Source organism: Pantoea sp. EABMAA-21 (genome assembly GCF_030053335.1).
GTDB classification, from domain to species: domain Bacteria; phylum Pseudomonadota; class Gammaproteobacteria; order Enterobacterales; family Enterobacteriaceae; genus Pantoea; species Pantoea communis.
This window is the reverse complement of record NZ_JASGBX010000004.1, coordinates 198,128-217,866: the sequence shown is the minus strand read 5'-3', so window position 1 is coordinate 217,866 and position 19,739 is coordinate 198,128. Positions and strand designations below refer to the sequence as shown.

Sequence of the window (19,739 nt, the reverse complement as noted above, 5' to 3'; positions counted from 1 at the left end):
TTTTTGGGGCCGCGATAAGCAATAATGTGCCTGCGATTATTCTGTAAAACCCCGCCCTTACCGCTGCGCTTTCTTTCTGCAATCATTATCTTGGTTAATTCCATTTATCTGTTGAATGTTTAACGCCTCTAATTACACTGGCACACATCAACATATTAACTATCAGCTACTTATACTGCATGGGGGCAGTTATTTTCTCTTAATATTTAAGGGGTACACCATGGTTAATGCGTCCAATAACACCACGCCACAAAATGCCGTCAACGCCGCAACGGGTACCGTTGTGCAGTTAAAAACCATTGATGAATTACGTGCTACAGAACCGACATCCGCCGGGGAAATTGCGTCGGTGCTGGAGTACACCAAAGGCAGTAAAATGGGCGGCGGGGTGTTTGTGTATGACGCGACCGATACCACCAGCCCAGACGATGGTGGAATTGTCTTTATCGCGGCAGGCAATAAACGCTGGAAGCGAGTGATTCAGGATTACAGCACCGTCACCGTTTTGGATTTTGGTGCTATAGCCGACGGTAAAACGGATTGTATCGAGGCAGTAAAACGTATGTTTACCTGGTCACAGCGTGTGCTGCCTGCTGCCGGTATCCGTTTTACCGCCGGTGTATTCAGCATGTCTACTTTCGACATTTCAGACAAAGAGATTAACCGCTTCAAGGTTTCGGGTGCTAATGTCAACTTTGGATATTTTCCCACCACCACGTTGACATTTAACTGGGGGACGCAGCCAAGAGGACTCCACTTTTTTAAAGTCAATGCGCGCTATGCAGAGATTTCGGGCATTGTGGTGAAAGGCATGAGTTCAAATAACGGCGGAGACGGCGGTACCGCATTTAATAAAGTCGGTTTTTACGCCAACATTATTACTGGCGGGCAGTTTCTGCGCGTGAGCAGTATGGAGTTTCGCTATCTGGGCGGACGAGCGCTGGATCTTATTGATACGCTGGATTGCAAAATTGATCAGTTCTATTCAAGAGGATGTCAGGATAGCATTGTTTATGCGCGCTGGTCCGATCGTGCAGCAGGTGCCTGGGACCACAGCACGGCCATTGAATTATCCAACTTCAATTTGCAAGAAAATACCCTAAAGCCGGTGTTGGATTTACCGCGCTGCACCCAATCCTTTATTCGTAATGGCTGGATTGAACATTCAGAATTCGCCGGGGATTTAACTAATGGTCAGTGGGTGATAGAGGGGTTGGCGATTGAATCAACGACTAACCCGTTAAAATTGGGTTATTGCCGCGCGTTGATCATTCAGAAAAGTATTCATAATCAAAGCGCCGGGTTTGATTACAGTACCGCAGGTATCGAACCCTGGTCACTGCTGGCGGAAGGTGATCGCGGGCTGATGGAAATATCGGATTGGGGTGCCATCATTCAGGGCTCGCTAAACTACGATTATATTACCTCGCAACACCATATGGATAACCGTAGCGATAAAGAGAAATGGTTCTACATTGGCGAATTTAATTTCTCGGATGAAGGGACTCAGATTCACGTGCGTGTGGTGGGGACATCGCAAATATTATCGCAAAGCGCCACGCAAACTCAGTACTCTGGACGGACGCCAGAAGGGGTGGCCAATATTTACCTCCAGGCGCGCAACAATGCCAATACCATTGGCAGCTGGTATGGCGAAGGCTCATGTCCGGTGACGAAAGTGCACATTGAAGGCGGTGCCACCCGTACGAAGCTCTACGTTAAATTGGCGCAATTCACTGGATTTGCCACCGCGCTGGTGGAAACCAATGGTAAAGATCGCTACAAGGCGGGATTATGTTTTATCTTCCGCAAAAGCTATACCGCCTGCTCTGAAGCCGATGCGCAAAAGTTCGATGTAGCCCCTGTGGTGGCTTTCGAACAACACTGGATTGGCAATGAAAAAGTCGGGATCGGCTACAACAACGACCAGGAATTGCTGTTAAATGGAACGGTTATTACTGGCCAGCCTGAAGAGTACGAACCGGGAAAATGGCGTACCCGGCGTTATTTGAAAGTCCGGGTGAATGGCAACGAATGGAGTATTCCTTTAAATAGTGCAACAGAGCCGTTTATCTAAAGAGCAGCCAGCAACGTCTGTTGCTGGCGTAGTTTTCATCTCCGTATGTTGGATGAGATATACCGGAAAAATCGGTTGTAAGTTGCTGTAGAAATTAACTTCCCCAACGGCTGCGTAAATAATTCACCGCCTGCTGAGTTTGCGGTTGGTTAAGGTAGTTTTCGCGGAACAGAATAGTGCCGTTAATTTGTGGCACAGATTCATTGAGGTCCAGCTGTTTTTTCAGTTCCGGCACACCGCCATTAATGGTCCAGTCTGGCTCCATCTTGGAGGTTTCACCGACTTTATACAGCGCTACACCGATATAGAGCCGGGTGTGCGTGGGTTTGACTACATTGGCCCACCAGTTCGCGAGCACATCATAACGTGCAGCCTGGCGTGAAAATGGCCAATAGATCTGTGGCGCGATGTAATCTAACAGGCCCATCTGCACCCATTTGCGTGTATCGGCGTAAGCTTCGTCGTAGGCCGCCGCGCCGCGCGTGTCTGATCCTGCGGGATCGTGTGACAGGTTGCGCCAAACGCCGGCAGGGCTGACGCCGAATTCGACATGCGGTTTTAACTGCTTGATGGTGCGAGACACTTGTTCAATCAGCTGCTGGGTATTGTGACGACGCCAGTCCGCTTTTGAGGCGTATCCCTGACCATACTGGCGGAAGGTGGTGCTGTCATTCAGCGTTGAGCCGGGCGATTCCGCATAGAAATAGTCATCAAACTGCACGCCATCGATATCATAATTTGCAACCACCTCCGCCACGATGCTGGTAATCCAGTCGCGGGCATCAGGAATGCCTGGGTCCAGCACAAAGCGATCACCTGCGGTGCGGATCCAGTCACGATGGAGCACAAAAACGCTGGCTGGATGCAGGGAGAGTGTGTTGTTAAGTTCTGCCACCGTCGAGGGTTTCACGTTGGTAGAAACGCGATAAGGGTTAAACCACGCATGCACTTTGATACCGCGTTTGTGTGCTTCATCCAGCATAAACTGCAGCGGATCGTAACCGGGATCTTCCCCAATCTTTCCGGTCATCATATCTGACCAGGGTAAGATTTTAGAACGCCACAGTGCCGTGCCGTCAGGTTTCACCTGGAAGAAGACGGTATTAATACCGAGACTTTTAAGTTTATCCAGCTTATCGGTCAGCGCCTTTTGTTGCTGGCTGATGCGATTTGCCGGGCTGGCATTCACTGAGGCTATGGGTGGCCAGTCAAGGCGCGACACCGTGGTGAGCCACACACCACGCACCGGTTCTGCGCTGGCAACGGGCTGAACAGGATGCGGTTTCGGCGTTACTGTCGGGAACGGGGTGACCAGTGATTTAGGCGGCTCGGAACTGCAGCTGGCTAAAAGCAGTGCAGCCAATAGCGTGGCCATTTTATTCACGGTAGTTATACGGGGAAAACGCGCGGAACAGGCTATGATAAACTCCATTTTTTTCAATTTACTGTTCGAAGAGCCTCATTCTCTTCTCATCAGCCTTAAAGTCAATAAGAGCCCTCGGTAACGTTGTTATGCCATCCATGACGAACGCTGCCCACGGGAACTCACCAAAAACAGGAATACACTGCCATGACCTATGAAGACCTTTACCGCCGCATCGCGATGATTGTTTTCAGCTGTGGACCGCAAGGTGCACGTGAATTAATCGTAAAAGCTGAACTGTTTGCCGATGACGAGGGCGGTGAATACCAGTTCGATTATCTGGATGAAAACGGCGAGCCAGACTGGTTTGAACCGGATGCACAGGCAATTGGTGATTTAACTGAAGCATTAAAAGATTTCCAACACTACTTCGTTGAGCACGATATGACCGAAGGGAAGCCGGTGTGGAATAAATGCGTTGTGGTGATTAACGTGCCGGAAGAGTCGATCAGTATCGATGTGCAATATGAGTAAGGCTTCCGGGCCTCCCAGCCCGGAAATTTCTGGCATTATGAACGCACTGCCACTAACGCCTCGCGCTCGCGCAAAGCGCGTTTACGATGCACGATGCGGCTGGTGATTAACACCGCCAACGTGAGTAGACCGGTGGCTATGATCTCAGAGCGATGCGCCGGCATAAACAGCATTGAGACCAACACTCCCACGATGAACACCATGGTTGCCCAGGTTAAGCCTGGGAACAGCCACATGCGATAACTTAAGATCTCACCCCGTGCCTCGCGCTTTTTGCGCAACACCAGATGCGAGGCCGCTATCACCAGGTAAACCAGTAACGCAATCGCGCCGGAACTGGCTAGCAGGAACTCAAATACTGCTGCGGGTGCCAGATAATTGGCGATCACCGCGAGAAATGCAGCGGCAGTTGAGGCGATGACTGCAACCCAGGGAGTACCGCTGCGCGTGGTTTTTGATGCCGCGGCAGGGGCATCCTGACGTCGAGAAAGCGAATACAGCATGCGTGAAGCCGTATAGAGCGCAGAGTTAAGACAGCTGCACACCGCGATCAACACCACTACATCGACGATTTGCCGCGCGTAAGGAATATTCATCATCTCCATCGCCGTTTGATACGAACCGGCTTTCATCAGCGATGGGGTATTCCACGGCACCAGCGAGATAACAATGAAGATCGACAGCAAATAAAACAGCGCAATACGCCAGATCACGGAGTTGGTGGCCTGCGTTATCTGCTTTTTCGGTTCACGTGATTCCGCTGCCGCGATGGTGACGATTTCCGTTCCCATAAAGGAGAACATGGTGGTCAGAATGGCAGCCAGTACGGCACCGATGCCGTTTGGCATAAACCCGTGCGTGTCATAGAGATGGGAAATGCCTTGTGTGCTGCTACCGGGCATCAGGCCGAATATCGCCAGGCTGCCGACAATCAGGAAGGCGACAATGGCGACCACTTTCAGCAGCGCAAACCAGAATTCGAACTCACCGTAATTCTTCACGCTGAACAGGTTGCTGACCGTCAGAAACGTGGTGATCGCCAGTGTATATTCCCACACGGCAATCTGCGGGAACCAACTGTGCAATATCGTGCCTGCGGCATTGGCTTCAAGCGGAATGACCAGCACCCAAAACCACCAGTAGAGCCAGCCAATGGTAAATCCGGCCCAGCGTCCCAGTGATTTATCTGCATAGGTGGAGAAAGAGCCGGAGTCCGGTGAGGCAACGGCCATTTCCGCTAACATGCGCATAATCAGCACCACCAGCGCACCGGCTGCGATGTAGGCCAGTAACACGGCGGGGCCTGCTTCGGCGATAGCATGACCGGAACCGACAAACAGTCCGGCACCTATCACACCGGCAATGGATAACATGCGGACATGACGCGGCTTTAAGCCTTGCGCAAGCGCATCGGCATTCTGTGAACTCATTGTTTTCTCCAGATTGTCTCTCGGGCTGTGATTTGACACAGCCTGGCTGCAGCAGGTGGATGACCAGCCCGCATACGGGCTGGTTAAGCTGGGGGCCTACGAATCCTGGTGCGCGCTCAGCACATGGCTGAGAATCTCCAGCGCCTGGCTGAATTGCGCATCCGGAATAGTGAGCGGATAGAGGAAGCGAATCACGTTGCCCTGCGGACCACAGGTCAACAACAGTAAACCGCGCGCCATGGCGTGTTGCTGGATGGCCTGAGCGGTTTGCGCCTCGGCAAACTCCACCGCGACCATCGAACCTAATGCGCGGATATCGGTGATCGCAGAGCAGTGGCGACGTGCCTCATTGAGGAATTCGACCAGTTGCGCACCCAGTTTCACTGAGCGCTCACACAGTTGTTCTTCAGCAATAATATCCAGCACCGCATGCGCGGCGGCAATCGCTAGCGGGTTTCCGGCGTAAGTGCCACCCAACCCACCGGGGCCGGGCGCATCCATGATCACTGCGCGACCACTCACCGCAGACAACGGCATGCCGCCCGCCAGACTTTTCGCCATAGTGATCAAGTCTGGTTTAACGGTGTAATGGTCCATGGCAAACAGCTTGCCAGTACGACCAAAGCCGGTTTGCACTTCGTCGGCAATCAGCAGAATGCCGTGTTGATCGGCCAGTTGGCGCAGGCGAACGAAGAACTCAGCAGGGGCGATGTGGAAACCGCCTTCGCCTTGTACTGGCTCCAGCACAATGGCTGCCACGTCTTGCGGCGCGATGTCCTGAGTGAAGATGTCTTGCAGGCTCGCCAAAGCATCATCAACGCTGATACCGGTCACGTTGTTGGGGTAACGAGCGTGCCACACGGAAGCAGGCATCGGGCCAAAGTCACGCTTATAGGGGGCCACTTTACCGGTCATCGCCATCGTCATAAACGTACGACCATGGAACGCGTTACCGAAGGTGATAATGCCGTGACGGCGTGTGGCGGCGCGCGCAACTTTAACGGCATTCTCAACCGCTTCAGCACCGGTTGAGAAAAAGGCGGTTTTGGCTTTACCGGCTATGGGCACCACGCTGTTGATGCGCTCTGCCAGGCCGACATAGCTCTCGTAAGGCGTCACCTGGAACGCGGTATGGGTGAATTTTTCTAACTGTTCCGCGATGGCTTTCACAATGCGCGGATGACGGTGGCCGGTGTTGAGCACCGCGATACCACCAGCGAAATCAATCCAGCTGTTGCCTTCAACGTCACGCAACGTCGCGTTCTCTGCCTGATCGACATACCACTGGCAAAGATTACCGGTGCCACGTGGGAGTGCGTCATCTTTACGTTGTTGCAGCTGGCTGTTTTTACCTTCCATAACCTTTCCTTAGCGATAAGCGTCTTTACAAATTACGACAAACACGCTTATTTATCCCTGCGCTAAGGTTTGTTGCCAGAGCCACTTTTACAGAAAAGGATGGAGCCAATTGCGGAGTTTGTACGCCGATCATGTATTAGAACGTTTGCAGTTTATGCCGGAAGGGACGTTGCAGCAGCGCCTGTTGGCGTGTATGCAGGCGGCGATTGTTGAGGGGATTTTTCCACGCGCTACGCGATTACCGGCCACGCGCGATATGGCACGGGAGTTATCGGTGTCACGCAATACCGTACTTAACGTTTATGAAAATTTGATGTCACAGGGCTATGTCACGGCACGTACCGGCAGCGGAACCTGGATCGCCGAAACCCTGCCGGAAGGTTGTTTAAATAGCCCGCGCAGCGATGACCTTACGCTGCCGCTGAGCGTGAAAACGGCGGCGATTTCTAAACGCGGTGCATCGCTGTTGGGCCATGCCAACGCCTCGCCTTATCAATGGGGCGCGTTTGTGCCAGGCGCGCCGGATGTCACGCAGTTTCCGCACAAACTCTTTAGCCAGATTCAGGCGCGATTAAATCGCGAGCCCGATGTTGATCGACTAATTTACAGCAGCAATGGCGGCTGTCCGCTATTGCGACAGGCACTGGCGGACTATCTCAGCGTGGCCCGATCGGTGCGTGCGGATGCGGATCAAATCATCATCACCGAAGGCATCCATCAGGCGGTTGATCTGGTCACGCGCGTACTCTGCGATCCGGGTGATACCGCGTGGATTGAAGAGCCTGGCTACTGGGGAACCCGTAATCTTTTACGCATCAATGGGTTGAAAATACAGGCCATGCCGGTCGACGATCAGGGCATTATTCCTGACTTACCGCCGCGCAGTCGGGCGCCAAAAGTGATATTTGTGACACCGTCACACCAATACCCATTGGGCGTTCATCTCAGCCTTGAAAGACGTAAGCAGTTGCTGGATTTAGCCAGCAAACATAAAACCTGGTTGATAGAGGATGACTACGACAGTGAGTTTCGCTTCGCGGGTCAGCCATTTCCCTCGCTGCAAGGTTTTGAGCCCGATGCGCCGGTGATTTACATGGGCACGTTCAGCAAAACGCTCTATCCGGCACTGCGACTGGGTTATCTGGTGGTGCCAAAAGCGCTGGCTCAACCTTTACGCGTGGCGGCGGCGGAACTCTATCGTGGCGGGCATCTGCTGGTGCAGCGGGCGCTGGCGGAATTTATCCAGAAAGGGCATTACATGGCGCATATCCGCCGTATGCGCAAACTCTACAGCCAGCGTCGTCGATTTTTAGCGGGTCTGATTGAGCGTTATCTTGGCGCTGATTTCATGCCGCGCGTCAATCATGAAGCGGGCTTGCATCTGGTGGTGAATTTACCGGCTGGATGTGATGATGTGGCGATTGCTGCACTGGCGCTGCGGCGCGGTGTGAAGGTTAGACCGCTGTCGCAATATTACATGCACCAGCAGGAGCGACGAGGATTGCTGCTGGGTTATGCCTGCGTGGATGAGCGTCAGTGTCAGGATGCGTTTGGTGTATTGAAGGCATGTCTGATGGAGAGCGGGATTTTAGCGCGTTCGTAGACGTGTGCGCATGCAATCATAATGATGGGCGGCCCGGGGGCCGCGTCATTCAGGACTAAGCGATGCCGTTTAAACGTTGCACGACATCAGCACTCAACACCAGATCGCCACTGGCGAGATTCTGCTGGAGATGTTCTGGTGATGATGTGCCAGGAATTAACAGAATGTTTGGCGAACGCTGAAGTAACCAGGCCAGGGCAACCTGCAATGTAGTGGCATTCAGCTCTTCGGCCACGGCGGTAAGCTGCTCGGATTGCAGCGGTGAGAAACCACCCAATGGGAAGAACGGCACATAAGGAATGCCCTGCGCAGCCAGTTGATCGACCAACGCTTCATCCTGGCGATTCGCCAGATTGTAAAGATTCTGCACACAGGCGATGGGCGTCATTTTCTGCGCGTCCGCCACTTGTTTGGCCGTTACGTTGCTCAGACCAATATGCTTAACCAGTCCGCGCTCTTTAAGCTTGATCATCGCTTCGACCTGCGGTTCGAGTGAGCCTTCTGCAGGTGCGTGCACGTCGAGCATCGAACGCAGATTCACGACTTCCATCACCTCCAGACCAAGATGACGCAGATTGTCTTCTACCGCCTGGGTCAATTCATCGGGCGAGAAAGCGGGCAACCAGCCTCCTTTCGCATCACGACGTGCACCGACTTTGGTGACGATCACCAGATCGTCGGAATAGGGATGCAGGGCTTTTTTAATCAGTTGATTAGTAATGTGCGGACCGTAAAAGTCGCTGGTATCGATATGATTCACGCCAGCAGCCACCGCATCACGTAGCACCTGTAATGCCCGATTCTCATCTGCCGGTGGGCCAAACACGCCTTTGCCAGCGAGCTGCATGGCGCCATAACCGAGGCGTTTAACCTGACGATCGCCCAAAGTATAAGTATTTACGTTGTGAGACATGGAAACCTCCTTCGTCGATGTGTGTACAGATTGTAATCGACGCATGGCTGTGCAACTATCCGGTGAAATCAGGACACAGTGTGCGGAATGGCGAACAATGGCATTGGATATTGCACTGCTACATGCGGTGGTGGCCGTGGCAAAAGCGGGCGGATTTCGTGAAGCCGCCCGCATGACGGGAAGCAATCCTTCTCGTTTAAGTGACGCCGTAAGACGAGCTGAGGAGCAGTTGGGCGTGCGGTTGTTCAATCGCACCACGCGCACCGTCGCGCTCACCGAAGCAGGCAGGGCGTTAATGACGCGCTTAATGCCAGCAATGAATGAAGTGGATGCAGCACTCGATTCGCTCAATCATTTCCGCAACACACCGGGTGGCACGTTAAGAATCAATGTGCCCGTTAGCGCGGCCCGCCTGGTTTTGCCCTCTATCGTGCCCGGCTTTTTGGCGCGATATCCTGACATACAGCTGGAAGTGGTGGCGGAAAGCAATGTGCAGGATATCTTCCGCGACGGCTGTGATGCCGGAATTCGTTACGACGATCATCTCGAACAGGATATGGTGGCATTACCGATTGGACCCCGCGTACAACGCTTTGCAGCAGCGGCCTCATCCGCTTATCTTGCAAAATTTGGCACGCCACAACATCCACGTGATTTGCTAAAGCATCGTTGTCTATATGGCCGCTATGCCACAGGAGTCATTGCAGATTGGGAGTTTGAAAAGGGCGAAGAGGTGGTGCGTTTACAGCCTAAGGGGCCGCTTATTTGCAGCATCGGCGTGGCCATGGATCTCACGGTCGCGGCTGCGGTATCCGGCGCAGGGGTGGTCTATCTGTTTGAGGATTGGATCAAATCCGCACTGGATAATGGCAGCCTGCAACCCATCCTAAGCGAGTGGTGGCAGAGCTTTTCCGGACTGTGGCTTTACTATAACGACCGCCGTTTGATCCCAGCACCGCTGCAGGCTTTTCTTGATTATGTGCGCGAACTTAATGTGCAAGATGAGTGAGTGTTTCACGTTGCCTGAACCACTTTCATAATTTCTCAGCTGCCAGCGCTTTAAGCAGGTTTAACCAGGATGTTTGATTGTTAAGAAACTCGCAGCTGAGATTCTCAATCGTCATATGCTGCGCCATGGCCGCAAGACGTAGCAGGTTGTAAGCATCATCTTCCCCTAACTGAAACGCTTGCATCACCTGTATTTGCGCGGAGAACAGGTACCTGCGCGCGCGCAGACGTTCCTCCTGACGCTTAAGTTGTTGTTCCAGTTGGGCAAAACGCGCTGCACTCTCAAGCGCCAGCGTGAAGGCAGTCATCACGCCGTCGAAGCGCACCGGTTTACGCATATAGCTGTCAATTTTCTGCTCAGTTATCCACTGCAGTCGCGAAGGTGTTTCCATCGCGGTGAGCGCAATTTTAGGTAAGGGCGGCCAGGGCAATTTGTTAGTGGGATGAAACAGCGCTGGGTTGTCGCCATCGAACACCAGTAACTGTTGCCCGACGAGCTGCTCTACATCTGGGAAGGCCGGGAAAAATTCTCCCCGAATGCCCATACGGGAAAATTGTTGCTCCAGGTGATGATTATCACGATCCGCACAGCCCATTACGCACACTTTGAGTCCGCGCATTTGCACGTTTTTTCGGCTCATGTGCGCTCTCCATCCTGATTCAGATTATCGAGATCGGTCCAGGCTAACCAGGGATCAGGCTTTACCGGTTGTGGTGCCTGCCAAAAACTTTCTAGCTTGCCATCATGACAGCGCGCCAGATGCGGCGTCAGCCAGCTGTGATTATTATCGGCATCAATTCGGATCGGTCCGGCGGGCGAATCCATCTCATCTTTAAGCACGGCAGCACGCACGGCCTCAACGTCAGCATCACCTTGACGGTTGATAGCGCGCGCCAGCAGGTGTCCCGCCAACCAGGCACTTTGGCTGTCAACGGAGGGGGACACGTCTTCGCCAAAACGCTGGCGGTAGCAGCGTAAAAAATCGTGGTTGGCGGCACTGTCGATGGACTGAAACCAACTCGCTGAGACCAGATATCCTTCAAGAGCTTCTGCGCCAATCATGTTCACTTCCGGCTCGCACAGCGTCAGGCTTAACTTTAAGACGTCGTTGAGCCAGGGCTGCTGTTGGCTGGCCCGATGCCAGGCACGGTAGAAACTGTACGCACTTTTTCCCACCATGGTGTTGAGTAGCACCCTGGGCCGCTGCGCGATAATATCGGTAATCAGCTCATCGACATTCTCTTCACCGAGCGGCAGTAACTTGCTGGCTAATACTTCGCCACCAGCCGGGATGACCGCTTCACGCGTGATGCGATCCATCTCCCATGACCAGACGTAATTCGACCCCACGTGATACATCGCGACATCCTGCTGCTGCAACAGCCAGTTCAGAAGCGGCAACACATGCTGATTGGGCGTCGCCCCCAGATAAATTACGCTGTTACTGCTTTCAAAACCTTCATAGCGTGCGGAGTGCCACAGCAGAGCGTTGGCAGATTCGATGAGCGGGAGAATGGTTTTGCGGGCCGCTGACGTGTAGCAACCAATCACATGACGTACACCGTGGCGAAAAAGTAAGTCGTGGCAGTCGTCATAATATTTATCCAGCGAACCGCCAGGGTCACGCACCACTGGCGCGAGGGTGAAGTGATAATCAGGGTTGGCGTTGATCTCTTCAATCGCCAGCAGGATGCCGTTGAGCATTTCGCGGCCGATCACGGCATAATCGCCGGATACGGAGTAAAGGATGCCAATCGGAATGACACTCTTTGGCGGGGGTGTGGCAGACATAGAGTCTCCTGGTGATTAAACGTCTTTCCTGTTCTGGCGGCAGGGTGGCCGCCAGAACATAACGACATACATCAGCTTTAATAAGAGCGACTGTTGCACCGTTGAAGACCACGACAGTCATAACAGGCCGCTCCTTGTGTTTACTGGCTGGACGGCAACACCAGTGGGGTGTAATAGTGCGGCTGGCGCATCAATACCAAATCCTTTCGTCTCACTACATGATTAGGATATGCGGTTTCCGCTGACCCGGTAGTCATATCCAGCACCGCCAAGCCATCCGTGCCCGGCACTTTGATTTCGGTACGTGGAAACGCAAACGTATCCGGGCCAAACACACCGCTCAGCCCAAAACTCATGCCGGTCGCTGGCGTCCAGTTGGCAAAGGCCAGCCAGACATTATTCTCGCCCGCGCGTACGCGAGGTAATAGCCAGTGATACGGGTCGGCACCGCGCGGAATCGGCCAGGCGTGCGGGATCTCCGTCCCCGTATGCGCCAGCGGGATCGGCGTGTTGAGCAGGGCGGGACAGGCGATGATGTCGCACCCTTCCAGTGCCAGAATGCGTGCTGCCTCTGGTACCAGCAAATCTTCACCCAGCAGAATTCCCACGCGTCCACAGGGTAGATCGCAGGTCACCCATTGATTGCCTGCGCTAGCCCATTGCTTATCGTTTTCGCTAAGGTGAATTTGTCGATAGTGCGCGTTCAACCCCGCGCTGCTTACCAATAGCGCACTGTTATAAAACTGCTGACCTTCGCATTCGGCAAATCCAGTTAACAACGCGATATCCAGTTCAATCGCCAGTTTCAGCAGGCTCTGAATTGGCGCATCGTTTAGCGTAAGCGCATTATTCTTACCTTCGCCCCCTGTCAGCGCTCGTTCTGGCAAAATCAGCAGTTCAGCACCGCGTGATTTTGCCTGTTCGGCCCAATGACGGATCACCGAAAGATTTTCAGCAATGTTATTGGCCGGATGAAACTGCGCTACAGCGATACGTGAATCTTTGGCGGCAGGCAGGGGATCGCCGCCGTACAAGCCAAAGAAATCCTGCGGATTCCACATAAAGGTATTGGTCATCAGGCGCTGATACAGCTCAGGGCGTCGTTTGCGCAGTGAAGGATTCTCCGCAGACAGCGTTAACTCGGCTGCTATCACGCCATCGCCGCTATCACGGCTAGCCAGAACGATGCCATTCTGGTCAACGATACAGCTGCCGCCGCTGAACTGTACGCCGCGCTCCCAGCCCCAACGATTACTTTCAATTAAGGCGCAGCCATTCTCCCAACCGCGATTTAACCAGTAGGGCGCGGGTGTCCGTTCAGCCAACCAGTTACTGATATGACAGATAATTTGCGCGCCGCCTAACGCCGCCAGGCGAGCGGTTTCGATAAAATGGATATCCATGCAAATCAGCAAGGCGATATTACCAATTTCGGTGGCAAAGACCTGATGCCCGGCATCACCGTTGGCAGCCCACTTGGGTTCAGAAATATAAGGGTGGGTTTTGCGATGAACGCCAATCACACCTTGCGGGCCGACTAAAACAGCACTGTTGTAATAGATTTCTGTGACAGGGTCACGCTCCGGCATACCAAACACCAGATAACATTGGAACTCCCGTGCGATAGCAGCGAAAGCCTGACTGGTCACGCCATCAGCGGTTTCTACAAAAGGTGCAACTTCCGCACGATCCTGCCAGCAATAACCGGTGGTAGCCATTTCCGGCATGACAATCAATCGCGCGCCATCACGGGCCGCCTGGCTGGCAAGTTGCAGCAGATGAGTGACGTTTTCATCTTTGCGAAATTGCGTGGGTTCAAACTGAATTGTGGCAACCTTAACGTTCATTATTCAGCCTCCTTACTCAGCAATGGATTGAAGACGGGCTTTGGTCCCTGATAGGCATCAGAAGGTTTCCAGTTGGTCTGCATATCTTGCGGGAACGTCTTGAAGTAATAGCGACCGCGCGTAGCGACGCTGATTGCAACGTGCAGCAGAGGCCCCACCAGCATGGCGATGAACGACGCGTACACCATAGGATAAACACCGAGTACGCCAGCGGCACCAATGGCCACCGCAACGCAAAGGGCAATGACGCCACTTGGGTTCCACATCCGCAGATACTCTTTGCGGAATTCGACAAAATCAGACGGCGCAAGGTGCAACACGTTGCGGCAGACATAATAGTCAGCGAGTATTATGAACACCCAGGTATTGGTCAGAATGCCGGTAATCGACAGGAAAGTACCGGTGTACTGCAGAATGTTGCAGACGTAGAACACCACGCCGAACAGCCAGACCAGCAGCATCCACCATTGACGGCCTGGACGATAGTTAAACGCCATATCCATGGTATTCGACAATGCGATGGATCCGGAGTAGAGGTTCAGCACGTTAATACGAATCTGTGTAATCACAGCAAACAGCACGCCGGTCAGCCCAATAATCAGCGGGAAGACGAAGCCTGGATCTAATGCCAGTGACCAGACATCCTCTCCCTGAATGTGTGGCATCAGGGTATAGGCCATAAACGCGCCGAACAGCATCACCACTACAATCGGAATCAGCATACCCAGCATGATAGTCGCCGTGCCTTTATGGCTGATGTCGGGACGAGCGAAGCGGCCATAATCAGTCGCCATCAGGCCCTGAAACACAATTTGTCCATTGGCCATGTTCATCACTAACCACAGCGCATTGCTGTCGACTTCCGCTTTAGGCTGCCAGCCACCGAAGCCCACCGACGGATAATGGTGAGTGAGTTGCCAGATGCAGAAACCGAACAGCAAGATGAAGATCGGCACGCCCCAGGTTTGCAGGAACTGCATCGACGACATGCCTTTCCAAACAAACCAGATTGCCGCCAATCCCATCAATGCAAAAATCGCAATGCCGGTAACGGAGTTAACCGAGACACCCGCATAGTTCGCAATGGCATGCGACACGATGGTGCCTTCAAACAAGAAGTAAAAAATAAAATTGATGGCATAGATCAGTGAGGTAAAGGCCGAACCCATATATCCGAAGCCCAACCCTCGTGTCATCAGATTGAGCGACAGGCCTTCTTTACTGGCCATTTTCATAATGCAGGAGCCAATTAAGGTCGCAAACACCACCATATATCCAATCGGTAATAGCAGCAGCGGCCAGCCGACCTGATAGCTCATATCCGCGCCGAGGCTGAACCAAAACATGGCGGTCGAGTTTCCCAGTAACACTAAAATGATGGCCGGGATCGGCCAGCGATAGTGGGAGGGAACACGCCCAACGGCATAATCTTCCACGGCTTCCGCTTCGGTGATGTCTTGAGGTCCCTGAAACCACGCTTTTAACTTGCTCATAATTTTACTCCAATAAAAAAAGCCCCGCCGACAGCATTGCCGGTGGGGCTTCTTCGCCTGAATTCGATGTATTGGAGTGGCAGAGTGCCACAAACCGCTTACCAGACTTCGGCGCCTGTTCCTGACATGCAGGATGCGGTTGACAGTAATAAGCAATTACCGTGCCAGAGGGTAAATGAGAGTGTTTCAACACCTGATAGGCAGTTTTCCACGTGATCGAGCCTTATGACGGTGCAACTTGCACCGTCATTGATCGTGCTAACGTTATCTGCCAATCAACCAAATGGGTTGTTATTCGAGAGGGATGAGTGAGCAAAAATGAACGGGCTGGGCAATTGACAGGCAATAAAAAAGCCGATGACTGTTGCCAGTTATCGGCTTTTCGTTTGAAGCGAAATTACGCGTTCAGCAACTGATTCGCGGTTTTCTCCACCAGCGCCAGCAAGACTTTGATGTCTTCCAGCATCACGGTTGGGTTCAGCAGCGTCAGTTTCAGGCAGGTAACGCCCTGGTTTTCAGTCACGCCAACGTTAGCGCGGCCTGAATCCAGCAGAGCATCGCCGATGCGCTGGTTGAACAGAGCAATCTGCGCGGTATCGGTCAGCTGCTCTGGACGATAGCGGAACAGCACGCTTGCCAGTTGTGGCTGCATCACCAGCTCAAGGCGTGGTTCTGACGCAACAAACTTCGCCACTTCCTGTGCCAGCGTCACACCGTGGTCGATGATCGCGGCATACTGTTTCTGGCCCAACGCTTCCAGACCCATCCACAGTTTCAATGCATCGAAACGACGCGTGGTCTGCAGAGATTTTGAAACCAGGTTAGGAACACCGGCTTCTTCATCGAACTCAGAGTTCAGGTAAGCCGCCTGATAACGCATCAGCTCATAGTGACGCTCGTCTTTCAACAGGAATGCGCCACAGCTGATGGTCTGGAAATACTGTTTGTGGAAGTCGAGAGTCACCGAATCCACTAACTCCAGGCCGTCCAGATAGTCACGATACTTTTCAGACAGCAGCAGTGCACCGCCCCAGGCTGCATCGACATGCATCCAAATGTTGTGCTCAGCCGCGATGCCCGCGATTTCGCGAAGTGGATCAATCGCACCCGCATCGGTAGTACCAGCCGTCGCGACAATCGCCAAAATCTGCTCGCCATTGGCTTCGGCCTGCGCCAGTTTGGCTTTCAGGTCGTTAGCGTCCATGCGTGCGAACTGGTCAGACTTCACCTGCACCACAGAATTGTAGCCGTGGCCAAGCAGCGCCATGTTTTTCTGTACCGAGAAGTGCGCGTTCTCAGAACACAACACTTTGATCTTACGCAGATCGCCAGTGATGCCGTCCAACTGCACTGAATGACCTTGACGCTGATAGAACGCATCACGCGCCAGCATCAGACCCATCAGGTTGCTTTGTGTGCCACCACTGGTGAAGACGCCAGCATCGCCTGCTGGGTAACCCACCTGTGCACGCAACCATTCGATCAGTTTGACCTCAATGATGGTGGCAGAAGGGCTCTGATCCCATGAGTCCATACTCTGGTTGGTGGCGTTGATCAACACTTCGGCAGCCTGGCTAACGACCAGGCTAGGGCAGTGCAAGTGCGCCACACATTGTGGGTGGTGCACTGACAGGCTGTCTTTCAGGAAATACTCAATCGCGCGTTCAATCGCGGCCTGGTTACCCAGGCCGTTTGGATTGAAGTCGAGCGTGATACGCTCGCGCAGTTCGGCAACGCTTTTGCCTTGATACATCTCAGGCTGTTGCAGCCACTGCACAACCGCGGCGCTGCTTTGGGCAATCGCCTGCTGGTACGCCTCAATGCTTTGTGCAGAGGCGGCCAGAATCGGGTTTACTTCAGACATTTACTCTTCCAATCAAACAGGTTTGACGCCAGCGCCAATCAGCGCCTGCTCAAATTTATCCAGGAAAATCGCCAGCTCTTCGTTGGTGATCAGCAGTGACGGCAACAGACGCAGTACTGCACCGTGACGACCGCCACGCTCCAGAATCAGACCTGCTTCGAAGCACTTCTTCTGCAGCAGTGCAGAAAGTTCACCATCAGCCGGCAGGCTACCCATATGGTCAGCCGCTTCGTTTGGTTTAACGATCTCGATACCGATCATCATGCCCAGACCGCGGATGTGGCCGATAACCGGGAAGCGTTTCTGCATCTCAGCCAGCTGTGCTTTCAGCCATTCACCTTGATCAGCCACTTTACCGGCGATGTTCTGCTCGGTCAGGACTTTCAGAGTGGCCAGACCGGTTGCCATCGCCAGTTGGTTGCCGCGGAAGGTACCGGTATGGTGACCTGGAGACCAGGCGTCGAACTGCTTTTTGATACCCAGAACAGCCAGTGGCAGACCACCGCCTACTGCTTTAGACATCACGATAATATCTGGCTCAATGCCTGCGTGTTCGAAGGCAAAGAATTTGCCGGTACGGGCAAAGCCTGCCTGAACTTCATCAAGAATCAGCAGAATACCGTGTTCCTGAGTGACTTTACGGATGCGCTGCAGCCACTCGACCGGAGCAGGGTTCACACCGCCTTCACCCTGAACGGCTTCCAGGATAACGGCTGCAGGCTTGCGCACGCCGCTTTCCACGTCGTTGATCAGGTTTTCGAAGTAGTAAGTCAGGGCTTTCACACCCGCTTCACCGCCGAGACCCAGTGGGCAACGGTACAGATGCGGGTAAGGCATGAACTGCACTTCTGGCATCATGCCGTTAACGGCTTCTTTCGGTGACAGGTTGCCAGTCACAGCCAGCGCACCATGAGTCATACCATGGTAACCACCAGAGAAGCTGATCACGCCGCTACGGCCAGTGACTTTCTTCGCCAGCTTCAGTGCTGCTTCAACCGCATCCGCACCGGAAGGACCGGTGAACTGCAGGCAATATTCTTTACCCTGGCCAGGCAGCAGCGAGAGCAGAGATTCTGAGAATTGATCTTTCAGAGGTGTCGTCAGATCAAGAGTATGTAACGGCAAGCCGCTGGTAATGACATTTTGGATGCTCTGCAGAACATCAGGATGGTTATGACCAAGTGCCAGCGTCCCTGCGCCAGCCAGGCAGTCAAGATATTGTTTATTCTCGACATCTGTGATCCACACGCCGTTGGCTTTGGCAATCGCTAAAGGCAACTTGCGCGGGTAGCTCCTGACGTTTGATTCAAACTCAGCCTGACGGGCTAAGAAAGCGTCGTTGTTTCCATTGAATGCGTTGGCACCAAAATTATCAATACGGACTTTATCCGTCATCATATCTCTCCTTCAACCGGGGCTCGTGATGGCTGGCCGATTGACTAGTTGAACAAAAAAGTATCAGTGGTTTAAAAAACGCGGCCAATATAGAGCCTTTTGACGTACATCACAATGATTTATTTTGTTTAGATTTGTTTATTCTTTTCATATAGGAATCAGGGCGTTGGCCACTAATTGGCCGGCTATTTTAGCGCCAGCAGATGAAGTGGTTATTAAATAATCGTGTTAATAAAAAGACTTATGCCCGCCAGAGCAATCCAGGGACCAAAAGCAAGGGGTTGAGAGAGGTCACGTTGCCAGCCAATACTGGCGAAAAATAGTGCGCAAATTGCGCCACTACAAGCTAGCAAAAGCACATAGGGTAAAAGTGCCCAACCCAGCCAGGCGCCTAATGCCGCCACTAACTTTGCATCGCCCATACCCAGTGCTAATTTACCACTAACACATTGATATAAATGGCTGATTAACCAAAGCGCGCTGTAACCTGAAACCACGCCAAGCACGGCATCATTGAGTGAGCCCGGTAGCCATCCGACTGCTTTTAATAATAGTCCAAACCACAGCAATGGCAGGGTGATCACATCCGGCAACAAATAATGGTCAATATCGATCAGCGATAGGGTTAGCAGCGCCCAAAACAGCAGGAGCGTGATGGCGAAATGTCCATCAGCAGGAAACAAGAAGACGAGGATGAGGCTGACCGATGAGCTGAAAAATTCGACCACGGGATAACGTGCACTGATTGCAGAGTGACAATCTCGACATTGACCTCGTAAAAGCAGCCAGCTGATCACGGGCAGCAAATCCCGCCAGCGCAGCGCCTGTTTGCATTTCGGGCAGTGTGAAGCGGGCCGCCACAAACTTATCTGCGCTTCCGAATGCAGCCATTGTCTGGGCAGTCGATAAACCACGACATTAATGAAGCTGCCAACGCTTGATCCCAACACCCACACGACTATCCATAACGTCCACTCCATGATTAACCTCGGCGATCCCTTTGCATGAGCCAGGAGACGCTACGCTCGAATGTTAAAGTTTGCGAGTTCGAACAGGGTATT

The 19,739-nt window shown here is 53.0% G+C and carries 15 protein-coding genes; 4 read left to right on the top strand and 11 right to left on the bottom strand.

Going from position 1 to position 19,739, the window contains the following annotated elements:
- Positions 1-115: 115 nt before the first annotated feature.
- Positions 116-2,077 carry a putative phage tail protein gene (locus tag QMZ65_RS08205; RefSeq protein WP_283215776.1) on the top strand — a complete coding sequence of 654 codons (1,962 nt, stop codon included), beginning with the start codon at positions 116-118 and terminating at the stop codon, positions 2,075-2,077.
- 94 nt (positions 2,078-2,171) lie between these two features.
- Here QMZ65_RS08205 and QMZ65_RS08200 read toward each other — a convergent pair whose 3' ends face one another.
- Positions 2,172-3,509 carry a glycoside hydrolase family 10-like protein gene (locus QMZ65_RS08200; protein WP_283215775.1) on the bottom strand — a complete coding sequence of 446 codons (1,338 nt, stop codon included), beginning with the start codon at positions 3,507-3,509 and terminating at the stop codon, positions 2,172-2,174.
- Positions 3,510-3,647: 138 nt separating this feature from the next.
- Between QMZ65_RS08200 and QMZ65_RS08195 the strand changes: the two genes are divergently transcribed.
- A complete protein-coding gene (locus tag QMZ65_RS08195) occupies positions 3,648-3,974 on the top strand; it encodes a hypothetical protein (protein ID WP_045815361.1) in 327 nt (108 codons plus the stop codon).
- Between the two features lie 35 nt (positions 3,975-4,009).
- On the opposite strand, the gene gabP is transcribed toward QMZ65_RS08195, so the two are convergent.
- Both gabP and gabT read right to left on the bottom strand, forming a co-directional pair.
- A complete protein-coding gene (gene gabP / locus QMZ65_RS08190) occupies positions 4,010-5,404 on the bottom strand; it encodes a GABA permease (protein ID WP_058961045.1) in 1,395 nt (464 codons plus the stop codon).
- A 96-nt stretch (positions 5,405-5,500) separates the two neighbouring features.
- The gene (gene gabT / locus QMZ65_RS08185; RefSeq protein WP_160833829.1) at positions 5,501-6,763 is read right to left on the bottom strand and encodes a 4-aminobutyrate--2-oxoglutarate transaminase; all 1,263 of its coding nucleotides are present in this window, start codon (positions 6,761-6,763) and stop codon (positions 5,501-5,503) included.
- Positions 6,764-6,872: 109 nt separating this feature from the next.
- On the opposite strand from gabT, the gene pdxR reads away from it, so the two are divergent.
- Entirely contained in the window at positions 6,873-8,366 is a 1,494-nt protein-coding gene (gene pdxR, locus QMZ65_RS08180) for a MocR-like pyridoxine biosynthesis transcription factor PdxR (protein ID WP_283215774.1), read from the top strand.
- Positions 8,367-8,421: 55 nt separating this feature from the next.
- On the opposite strand, the gene QMZ65_RS08175 is transcribed toward pdxR, so the two are convergent.
- Positions 8,422-9,279 (bottom strand): aldo/keto reductase family oxidoreductase, encoded by an 858-nt coding sequence (locus QMZ65_RS08175; protein WP_160833830.1) that lies wholly within the window; start codon positions 9,277-9,279, stop codon positions 8,422-8,424.
- A gap of 97 nt (positions 9,280-9,376) precedes the next feature.
- Between QMZ65_RS08175 and QMZ65_RS08170 the strand changes: the two genes are divergently transcribed.
- Positions 9,377-10,288: a LysR family transcriptional regulator gene (locus tag QMZ65_RS08170; RefSeq protein ID WP_283215773.1), complete on the top strand. Its 912-nt coding sequence runs from the start codon at positions 9,377-9,379 to the stop codon at positions 10,286-10,288.
- A 25-nt stretch (positions 10,289-10,313) separates the two neighbouring features.
- On the opposite strand, the gene QMZ65_RS08165 is transcribed toward QMZ65_RS08170, so the two are convergent.
- The 7 genes from QMZ65_RS08165 to QMZ65_RS08135 all read right to left on the bottom strand — a co-directional run bounded on the left by QMZ65_RS08165 (position 10,314) and on the right by QMZ65_RS08135 (position 19,658).
- Entirely contained in the window at positions 10,314-10,928 is a 615-nt protein-coding gene (locus QMZ65_RS08165) for an ANTAR domain-containing response regulator (RefSeq protein WP_097117896.1), read from the bottom strand.
- Positions 10,925-12,079: a transporter substrate-binding domain-containing protein gene (locus tag QMZ65_RS08160; protein WP_283215772.1), complete on the bottom strand. Its 1,155-nt coding sequence runs from the start codon at positions 12,077-12,079 to the stop codon at positions 10,925-10,927. The genes QMZ65_RS08165 and QMZ65_RS08160 overlap by 4 nt, the downstream gene beginning before the upstream one ends.
- Positions 12,080-12,219: 140 nt before the next feature.
- Complete coding sequence (locus QMZ65_RS08155; RefSeq protein ID WP_283215771.1) at positions 12,220-13,926, bottom strand: nitrilase-related carbon-nitrogen hydrolase; 1,707 nt, start codon at positions 13,924-13,926, stop codon at positions 12,220-12,222.
- A complete protein-coding gene (locus QMZ65_RS08150; protein ID WP_283215770.1) occupies positions 13,926-15,419 on the bottom strand; it encodes a purine-cytosine permease family protein in 1,494 nt (497 codons plus the stop codon). Before QMZ65_RS08150 ends, QMZ65_RS08155 begins: the two co-directional genes overlap by 1 nt.
- A 397-nt stretch (positions 15,420-15,816) precedes the next feature.
- Positions 15,817-17,283, bottom strand: coding sequence for a pyridoxal phosphate-dependent decarboxylase family protein (locus QMZ65_RS08145; protein WP_283215769.1), 1,467 nt, complete (start codon positions 17,281-17,283; stop codon positions 15,817-15,819).
- A 12-nt stretch (positions 17,284-17,295) separates the two neighbouring features.
- Positions 17,296-18,678 (bottom strand): diaminobutyrate--2-oxoglutarate transaminase, encoded by a 1,383-nt coding sequence (locus QMZ65_RS08140; protein WP_283215854.1) that lies wholly within the window; start codon positions 18,676-18,678, stop codon positions 17,296-17,298.
- A gap of 215 nt (positions 18,679-18,893) precedes the next feature.
- Positions 18,894-19,658, bottom strand: a complete 765-nt coding sequence (locus QMZ65_RS08135; RefSeq protein WP_283215768.1) for a prepilin peptidase — start codon at positions 19,656-19,658, stop codon at positions 18,894-18,896.
- Positions 19,659-19,739: the final 81 nt, after the last annotated feature.